This window comes from Ilyobacter sp. (genome assembly GCF_041583315.1).
Taxonomy (GTDB): Bacteria; Fusobacteriota; Fusobacteriia; order Fusobacteriales; family Fusobacteriaceae; genus Ilyobacter.
In genome coordinates this window covers 1-7,480 of record NZ_JBFHGC010000070.1, presented here as the reverse complement: position 1 = coordinate 7,480, position 7,480 = coordinate 1, and the positions used below count along the sequence as shown (strand labels likewise).

Genomic DNA, 7,480 nt, shown 5'->3' with positions numbered 1-7,480 from the left:
GGGGCTGGCAGAAAGAGGCGCTGGGGAGAGATATAGACCCGCAGGAGTTAATAACACTGTGTAAGAACGCAGGTGCAAAGAGGCTTATAATAACTACACCAGAATTTATAGAGGTCCTTGATTACCAGGTGGCTCAAGATACAAGTTTTACACTGACATACGGGGGTGTAGAGAATGACTAAGATAGCAGATCTTGATTTTACATCTCTACTACCTGAACACCTCAGGCAGTACGATAACATAAAATCTATGACTAAAATCTTTGAGAATCAGGTGAAAGAAAAAATATTACCTAAAATTCCGCAGCTTTTCATGTATAAGGATTTTGAAAACATGGATGAGGATCTTTTAGACGAGCTTGCGATCTCGTGGCATGTGGATTTCTACGATGAACAGCTTATAAAATCAAAGAAGGCAGCGATGGTTTCAAACTCTTATATATCTCATTTGGGAAAAGGTACCGAGGCATCACTACAGGATGCACTGGACGATGTCTTTGGAGGGATAGAAATACTTAAATGGTTCCAATACGGAGTGGATCCATTTACATTTAAACTTATTGTAGATAATTCCGTGCCTACACCTGAAGAGGTAGACAGAATATACGAGATGGCAAACCACTACAAAGGAGCAAGAGACCATATAACTGGGTTTACAGTTTCTACTACAGATCAATTAAACCTTGAATATACAGTCGGATCTCATTCATCAGGCAGGATAGTGTCAATGCCTGCAGCAGAGTAAGGAGGAAATATGTTAAGTACAAATGGTTCAATCATAACAAATGCAGGTATTGCTCTACTTGCTGATGCTGTCAGCAGAGGAGTGCCACTGCAATTTGTAACTATAAAAATAGGCGATGGAGAATTATTAGCTGAAGATGACCCCAAGACTTTCACAGCAATAAAAAGCCTATGGCAGGATGTAGGAATCAATTCTGTATCAAAGTCAGGGAGTACAGTAAGAGTGAGGGGTGTGTATTCTAACGAAGGTCTAGAAACATCCCAATGGATTAGGGAAGTAGGGGTGTATGCTCAAACTGATCAGATAGCTGAAACTTTATTCTGTTATGTGAATGACGGAGACGGAGAGGAACTCCCAGCAGAAGGCGGAGGAAATCTTGTAGAAAGGGTAAGAGATATCCTAGCAGTAATATCGAACGCAACAACAGAAACCATTCTTGATCCGAGTCAGGTGTATGCAACTATGTACGACCTTAACGATAAGGTGAAGGCAGCGGATCATACGATGACTGTAGACGACAATGGACTTTCTGCTAATCATAACTATATCTTCGGAAACAATTACGGAGGAGTTATAGAGGAAGTAACGGATATTATAGAGGATAAGGTGTATTTTTCTAATAATACTCTTCAATATTACAGGGCAAATAAAACAGCAAGCGGTTCCTGGACTGGACCTGATTCAATAGATTTTGATAATATAACAAATCTTGAATTGGCTTCACTAATTAGAAAGTCAAAGGATATAGCAAACATAACAAGGCACAATGACACGGCAGATCTTCTCACTATGCAGGATAATACGAGCAACTATCTTGACGAGAGGTTGGACAGTGTTACCGGGAAGATGTATATCTGTATAAATACATCTGGATCTGCAGCGGTAGCAAATCCAACATCGAATTTTGAGGAAATCTCCGTGTGGCAAAATGCCAAGAAATTAGAGAATTTATGCAAAACAACAAGAGTGCTTTTGAGTGGTACACAAACGGTCGCAACTTCAGTTCAGTACAGTGACGTAGATGCGGAAGATTGGAATTTTTTAGAATTTCAACGGTCTATCAGTAATGCAGGTATTTTTACGGAACATTGTGTATCTTTTGCATATTTAAGAGAGTTCGGAAATTGTCATTTTACGGACACGTACGGTTCTAACGGGGGTTATCAAGAGGGGTTCAATGTTATTTACGATGATTCAGAAAAAACTTTGACGTTTACATATGTTTCGTTTGGTGGTACTTTTGCAAATGACACGTTAAAAAATATAATACTAATCAAATAAATTCTAAAATTTATACGAACTTAAAAAATCAAAACAGGAGGTAAAAATGAGTAAAAAAAATCATATTATGTATAGCAAAATAGAAAAAGACGAGAATGGATATGCAAAAAAAATAAGAGACTGTTCTTATACTGAAGAGGAATTCCAAAACATATATGGTGGAGATTATAAGAAAATGTTCCCTCTATGGGGTGATCTGCCTGAATATGATTCTGAAGCTCACTTTGTCTACTACGGGAATGCACTGAGTTATCCAACTGTGGACGATGGAATAGTCAGAGAGATGAATACGGCTGAGAAATTTGAATATGGAGTAATTTCTTTGGGAGAAGGTGAAATATACCAGAATGGAGAAATAGCAAATATTGACAAACCTTCTAGTTATCACACTTGGGATGCAAATCATCAAACTTACATTTTAACTGAAGAAAATGAAATTGAATGGAAAGAATTCTTAATCAATTCTCTTGCAGATAAAAGAGATACTATGCTTAAAATAGGAACTAAATTTGAAGAAACCAAAATCATAAAAGGCAGAACTCAGGATCTTGCAGATGCTCGTGCATGTAAAGATGAATTAGAAGAGGACGGTAGCACATTCTGGGCCTTCTCAAGCGGAGAAATAGAGAATCCAATAACTGATCCAGCAAGAATAAATACAATATATCGAGCAATAGGTGCATTTAGAAGTTCGCAATTTTTTAGGGAAGCAGAGTTAAAATTAGCTGTATATAATCTAGATGAATCAGGTCTTTTGGATTTTAATACAGACCAAATATGGTAACGTGTATGGAAGAAATAAAATTAAAAAAGATAGGTAAAAATTTATGGGAAGTCACAGAAGATTTTACCCATAAGGATACGACCGTCACTAAAACTTTCAAGACTGATGGAGCCTCAAGTCCATGGTGGGCCAAGTGGTTATTTCCTTCTGTTGGTGAAAAGTATACAACACCTTCAGTCCTTCATGATTGGTGGTTTAAAGAAAAAATCGGTTTCAGAAAGGCTAATAGAAGGTTTTATAGAGCAATGAGGATATGGGGCGTGGATAAAAAAACAGCAAAATTATTTTATAGAGCTGTGACATTACTCGGATGGACACATTATTATTTTCAGGGGATGATCCAATGAAAACATATTATGGGATTACAAGAATTTCACAGTTATTTGAAATGATAGAGGATGTCTGCGAAGCTATGAAAAGCGTGAATGAGAACGTAGATGCTACAAAAGAGCTTATGATTTGTACAGCAGCACAAGAAACGAAATTAGGGACCTTGATTGATAGAACTAATTATCGTTATGGCACTGGTATAATGCAAATAGATCCGATAGGAATAACAGATATTCTGAGAAGAGGGAGTAAGTGGATAGAATTCTGTAAAAGAAGATATGATATCCATTTTGACAAGCTTCACCACAGAGAATTAGAGACCTCAGCTCTCCTATGTGTCATTGCAAGTCGTATAAGGTATAAAGTTGTGCCTTGTCCTATCCCTAGCACAACAGAAGGTTTGTGGGAATATTACAAGAAATATTATAATTCTTATGCTGGGGCAGCAACTAGAGATGAATATATGAAAAACCGTGAATGGGCTTTATCACTTTATGATAGGTGGAAAGCAGGGGAAGATATCTAACATCGGAGGTGGTACTTAAGTGGAAGGAAGGTGCAAAGAGTTGCAGCTTAGTCATGAACAGAGGATATCTTTAGTAGAAGCATCAGCGAGATCTGCACACCATCGTATTGATGAAGTTCAAAAAAATCAAGAAGTCCTCATGGAAATGAACAAAAACATTGCTGTTATAGCTGAGAAACACACTGAACTTAATAAAAAATTAAGTAAAGTTGTAGAAGATGTGGAGGAGTTAAAAGAAAAGCCTGGAAGGTATTGGGAACAGCTCACGAGTACTATAATAACTGTATTAGTGAGTGGGTTCATGGGTGCTATGATTAACGCTTATTTAAAGTAGGAGGGTAAAATGGAAAAAATATTAGATTTTTTTAATGGAAACGCTGCACTGCTCTGGCCATTGGCAGTATTTTTGATTGGATGGATATTACCTGTTCCAAAATTTTTAGCATTAGGTAGGAAGGCTGCTGAGACCATTCCGCCATCTCTTGCTAAACTTATAGCAGAGAGGTTAAAAGCTTTCGAAAGAGGCCTTCTAGAAAGTGATGTTAATGGCGATGTAAACTTGATAAATAATGAGACAATTAAAAATGAATTAAAAAAAGTTAAACTAGATTTGGGTTTGAAGGAATAAGCCTGAAAAAACGGGGATTTCAGTTAAGTTTTAACCCTCTTAAATATAAGACTAAGCTAGTTACATTCAAGGTAAGTCTTAGAGGGCATTCTATATCTGGTATATTCAGAGATATTTTTAAAAAAAGTTAATCTTAAGGAAGTGGGCCATTAAAAAAAGAACGGCCCACTTTATATAAATATTCATGAAAGAACAAATCATATTTTACACTGCAATTTAATAATTATTTTATGAATTTGTAAAATCAAATATATCATTTGGTTTTACATCAAGTGCCTTACAAATGTTTTCTATTATAAAAAATTTAACTGAAATTGTTCTATTATTAACTAAATTAAACATAGTTTTATAAGTGACTTCGCATTCAGTAGCCAGCCAATAAACTGATTTTTCTTTGTGTTCTAAAATTTCTTTAAGTCTTACTTGCATATCACGACCTCCTTATTCAGATATTGGAGACGAGAGCACCCTTTTTAGAGCGCCCTCGTAGTTATGAAGAGAAAAAATTTACATTAGTATCTTCTTCAAGATTATTATAAAATTCCTTTTTTATTTTATAAATTGTCCAGTCATTTTTATTAACCATAACAAAACCTTAACATTCAGATAGATCTCTATCCCAAATAGCTTTTATTTCTTTACTACAGATTTTTCAAATAATCGATATATTCTTTTTCTATAAAATCATAGGCATTATTATATCTGTCATCGTCGATATCAATTCCAATTTTTTCAAGATGTAACTTAATATCATCATAAAAATCTAATGAAACAGAATTTTCATTTTCATAGTTTTTCATACTTTTTAACCTACTAGTTTTTCCAAGCATCAACATTAAAAACCCTTTAAAATTATAGTTCAATTCTACCCCTCCAATATTTAAAAAAATTAGTTTTTATATTCTTTTTTCTCTTCTTCTTCCATAAGAACATTTGCCTTCAGAATCATTTCAGACCATTTTTCTTCAGATATGATTTCTACCTCAGCTCCAGCTGCAATTAAATCTTGTACCTCAGGATTTTCAAGTTGGGATTCTCTAATTAGTAATTTTTCAATATTACTTTTAATTTCTTTTTTCATAATACTCCTTAAGTAATAAAGCCGAATTGGAGAATTCTACCTTATTATAGATTTTTTTAGTTTTTATTTACTTTCTTCCACCGACTGTCATTTGCCCTATTCTAATAGCAGGTTGTCCTACTATTTAAATAAGGCAAAAGATTATATTTTATAAATTATCTCTAACTCGCTTTCTTTGTCTTTGTAAATAATAGCTTCAATAAACAATTTTAAAATTTTATTTTTTTCTACTATAGTTTTATTATCAAAAGTATTAACCATTTGTAGAAGGAGGTCATAGTTATCGCTGAAAATTTTAGGGACATTATTTTCTTTTTCTCCTATTGAATTTTTAATGGTATCAATCTCTACGTCTATTTCATCAATTAGCTTTAAATAATACTCTCTATTAATATTCCCATCCATATAGGATTCTACTATCCTACTTCTTTTAAATTTCAATGTGGATAATTTATTTAAAGATTTATTTTTCTTCTTAGAAATTCTTTTATTTTTAAAATATTTAAGTCCTTTACAATAATTTTTAAATTCCTCTACTACTACTTCTTCTACCAGTTTAGCAGGAATTGATTTTTCACAGTCTCTGCACCTATATAGCGTATAACCACTCTTTTGCCTTTTTCCGTTAGCACTATAACCACAGTTATGTTTAATAAGTCCGGTAAGAAGAAATTTATTATCTACTATATAGCTTTTGTATTTTCTTTTTTTATTGTTAAGAATGTTTTGAGCCATATTAAAAGTCTTCTCGTCTATGATAGATTCATGCTTACCTTCAAATACTTCTCCTGGAAGATTATTAACTCTCTTACCTGTATTATTATCCCTGCCAGCAAAACCGAATTTCGTCTTCCCTATATACGCCACATTGGAAAGAAGGTTTTTAATACCTGGATCACTAAGATTATAGGCGGCTTTAAGTTTCTTTATGGAAGCTCCCGCAATAAACTCCCTAAAGATATCTCTTACCACCTCAGCTTCCTCATCATGGATTCTAAGTATTTTTTCTTCTAACTTGTAACCCCGGGGTGGTTGAAACATCCAGTATCCTTCACTAGCATAATGTTTCATACGGTTTCTAACTCTTTTAGAGATCATATCAGATTCGATTTCAGCCATACTGGCTAGGAAGCCCAGCATCATCTTTGATGTCGGGCTATCACTGTTTAAATAACTTTCTGTTATCGATTCGAAGCTTATTCTATTTATTTTTAGATTATGTATTAAGTTGTGTAGTAGATATTGATTTCTTGCTAATCTGGAAAGCTCATAGAAGATAAGGACATCAAACGTGTTCCTTGCGATCTCTTTTTCAAGTTCTATAAACCCTTCTCTTTGGTCCCTTCTTCTTCCAGAACCTACTTCCTTTATTACCTTGTATATAGTATAATTTTTAAAGTTACAATAATTGATCGCCTGTTCTTCTTGTTTATTTAGACTGTCTTTCAACTCCTGCATCTCGTCTGAAACTCTTAGATATATTAATGCTTTCTTCATATTGAACACCCTCTAAATAATTTTCTATTAGTCTTAAATTTTGATTTATTTCATGGTTTTCAACCCTTTTATTTATTACTTTCATTTTATCCTCCTCTATTTATATAAAGTTTTAAATTTATATAGACTTTATTCCTTCTGAAAACATAGATATAACCTTATCGACAGCTTCCTCTCCAAATAAAGTTAAATCCTCGTCATCTTCATCAAGATTTATATTTAAAAATTCTTGTACATTTTCCATAAATTCATCCGAACCTAGTCCGTCACTCCAAAGATTATCAAACATACTCAAATCATCTGCTAATTTTTCACATTTTAAATGATTTTTCCAAGTATACAAACCTTCGTCATCTTTTATTGTAGCTTTTGTATATATCTCGCCTTTTGGTATGACTCCAAAGCACCACATACATTTATGTTCTTTCTTTGCCTTCACGTATTTTCTAGAAACTTCCTCTATCATTTTCGCCCCCTCACTCTGTATAAATTCCAGAATTTATTTAGAAATAACCCTTCTTAATATTCCGTCCTCCAATTCCAATTTTTCATCTATAAGTTTATAGACATCACCAAAACGAATGGTACCCATCACATCGTCGTAAGCTT

The 7,480-nt window shown here is 33.9% G+C and carries 13 protein-coding genes and 1 pseudogene; 8 read left to right on the top strand and 6 right to left on the bottom strand.

Features of this window, described 5'->3' with window-relative positions:
• The 8 genes and pseudogenes from ABZA26_RS03995 to ABZA26_RS03960 form a co-directional block, all read left to right on the top strand.
• Positions 1–182 (top strand): annotated as a pseudogene (locus tag ABZA26_RS03995) (baseplate J protein); the annotation flags it as partial.
• Complete coding sequence (locus tag ABZA26_RS03990; RefSeq protein WP_372713226.1) at positions 175–744, top strand: phage tail protein; 570 nt, start codon at positions 175–177, stop codon at positions 742–744. The pseudogene ABZA26_RS03995 and the gene ABZA26_RS03990, both read left to right, overlap by 8 nt.
• 9 nt (positions 745–753) lie before the next feature.
• Complete coding sequence (locus ABZA26_RS03985) at positions 754–2,025, top strand: hypothetical protein (RefSeq protein WP_372713225.1); 1,272 nt, start codon at positions 754–756, stop codon at positions 2,023–2,025.
• Positions 2,026–2,071: 46 nt separating this feature from the next.
• Positions 2,072–2,809, top strand: coding sequence for a hypothetical protein (locus ABZA26_RS03980; RefSeq protein WP_372713224.1), 738 nt, complete (start codon positions 2,072–2,074; stop codon positions 2,807–2,809).
• A 5-nt stretch (positions 2,810–2,814) separates the two neighbouring features.
• A complete protein-coding gene (locus ABZA26_RS03975) occupies positions 2,815–3,156 on the top strand; it encodes a DUF1353 domain-containing protein (protein ID WP_372713223.1) in 342 nt (113 codons plus the stop codon).
• Complete coding sequence (locus ABZA26_RS03970; RefSeq protein WP_372713222.1) at positions 3,153–3,665, top strand: hypothetical protein; 513 nt, start codon at positions 3,153–3,155, stop codon at positions 3,663–3,665. Before ABZA26_RS03975 ends, ABZA26_RS03970 begins: the two co-directional genes overlap by 4 nt.
• Before the next feature lie 19 nt (positions 3,666–3,684).
• Complete coding sequence (locus ABZA26_RS03965) at positions 3,685–3,999, top strand: hypothetical protein (protein WP_372713221.1); 315 nt, start codon at positions 3,685–3,687, stop codon at positions 3,997–3,999.
• A gap of 9 nt (positions 4,000–4,008) precedes the next feature.
• Complete coding sequence (locus ABZA26_RS03960; protein WP_372713220.1) at positions 4,009–4,293, top strand: hypothetical protein; 285 nt, start codon at positions 4,009–4,011, stop codon at positions 4,291–4,293.
• Between the two features lie 228 nt (positions 4,294–4,521).
• Here ABZA26_RS03960 and ABZA26_RS03955 read toward each other — a convergent pair whose 3' ends face one another.
• The 6 genes from ABZA26_RS03955 to ABZA26_RS03930 all read right to left on the bottom strand — a co-directional run bounded on the left by ABZA26_RS03955 (position 4,522) and on the right by ABZA26_RS03930 (position 7,337).
• Complete coding sequence (locus ABZA26_RS03955; protein ID WP_372713219.1) at positions 4,522–4,722, bottom strand: helix-turn-helix domain-containing protein; 201 nt, start codon at positions 4,720–4,722, stop codon at positions 4,522–4,524.
• A 212-nt stretch (positions 4,723–4,934) separates the two neighbouring features.
• Positions 4,935–5,156 carry a hypothetical protein gene (locus ABZA26_RS03950; protein ID WP_372713218.1) on the bottom strand — a complete coding sequence of 74 codons (222 nt, stop codon included), beginning with the start codon at positions 5,154–5,156 and terminating at the stop codon, positions 4,935–4,937.
• 26 nt (positions 5,157–5,182) lie between these two features.
• Positions 5,183–5,374, bottom strand: a complete 192-nt coding sequence (locus tag ABZA26_RS03945; RefSeq protein ID WP_372713217.1) for a hypothetical protein — start codon at positions 5,372–5,374, stop codon at positions 5,183–5,185.
• Between the two features lie 141 nt (positions 5,375–5,515).
• Positions 5,516–6,871 (bottom strand): recombinase family protein, encoded by a 1,356-nt coding sequence (locus ABZA26_RS03940; RefSeq protein ID WP_372713216.1) that lies wholly within the window; start codon positions 6,869–6,871, stop codon positions 5,516–5,518.
• Positions 6,804–6,956, bottom strand: coding sequence for a hypothetical protein (locus tag ABZA26_RS03935; RefSeq protein WP_372713215.1), 153 nt, complete (start codon positions 6,954–6,956; stop codon positions 6,804–6,806). The genes ABZA26_RS03940 and ABZA26_RS03935 overlap by 68 nt, the downstream gene beginning before the upstream one ends.
• A 33-nt stretch (positions 6,957–6,989) precedes the next feature.
• On the bottom strand, positions 6,990–7,337 hold the full coding sequence (locus ABZA26_RS03930) for a hypothetical protein (RefSeq protein WP_372713214.1): 348 nt from the start codon (positions 7,335–7,337) through the stop codon (positions 6,990–6,992).
• Between the last annotated feature and the right edge of the window lie 143 nt (positions 7,338–7,480).

What these genes read in the sequence shown, in the direction of transcription:
- ABZA26_RS03990 (WP_372713226.1), top strand. Translation starts at nt 175, where the DNA reads ATGACTAAGATAGCAGATCTTGATTTTACATCTCTACTACCTGAACAC.
- ABZA26_RS03985 (WP_372713225.1), top strand. Translation starts at nt 754, where the DNA reads ATGTTAAGTACAAATGGTTCAATCATAACAAATGCAGGTATTGCTCTA.
- ABZA26_RS03980 (WP_372713224.1), top strand. Translation starts at nt 2,072, where the DNA reads ATGAGTAAAAAAAATCATATTATGTATAGCAAAATAGAAAAAGACGAG.
- ABZA26_RS03975 (WP_372713223.1), top strand. Translation starts at nt 2,815, where the DNA reads ATGGAAGAAATAAAATTAAAAAAGATAGGTAAAAATTTATGGGAAGTC.
- ABZA26_RS03970 (WP_372713222.1), top strand. Translation starts at nt 3,153, where the DNA reads ATGAAAACATATTATGGGATTACAAGAATTTCACAGTTATTTGAAATG.
- ABZA26_RS03960 (WP_372713220.1), top strand. Translation starts at nt 4,009, where the DNA reads ATGGAAAAAATATTAGATTTTTTTAATGGAAACGCTGCACTGCTCTGG.
- ABZA26_RS03955 (WP_372713219.1), bottom strand. Translation starts at nt 4,722, where the DNA reads ATGCAAGTAAGACTTAAAGAAATTTTAGAACACAAAGAAAAATCAGTT.
- ABZA26_RS03945 (WP_372713217.1), bottom strand. Translation starts at nt 5,374, where the DNA reads ATGAAAAAAGAAATTAAAAGTAATATTGAAAAATTACTAATTAGAGAA.
- ABZA26_RS03940 (WP_372713216.1), bottom strand. Translation starts at nt 6,871, where the DNA reads ATGAAGAAAGCATTAATATATCTAAGAGTTTCAGACGAGATGCAGGAG.
- ABZA26_RS03935 (WP_372713215.1), bottom strand. Translation starts at nt 6,956, where the DNA reads ATGAAAGTAATAAATAAAAGGGTTGAAAACCATGAAATAAATCAAAAT.
- ABZA26_RS03930 (WP_372713214.1), bottom strand. Translation starts at nt 7,337, where the DNA reads ATGATAGAGGAAGTTTCTAGAAAATACGTGAAGGCAAAGAAAGAACAT.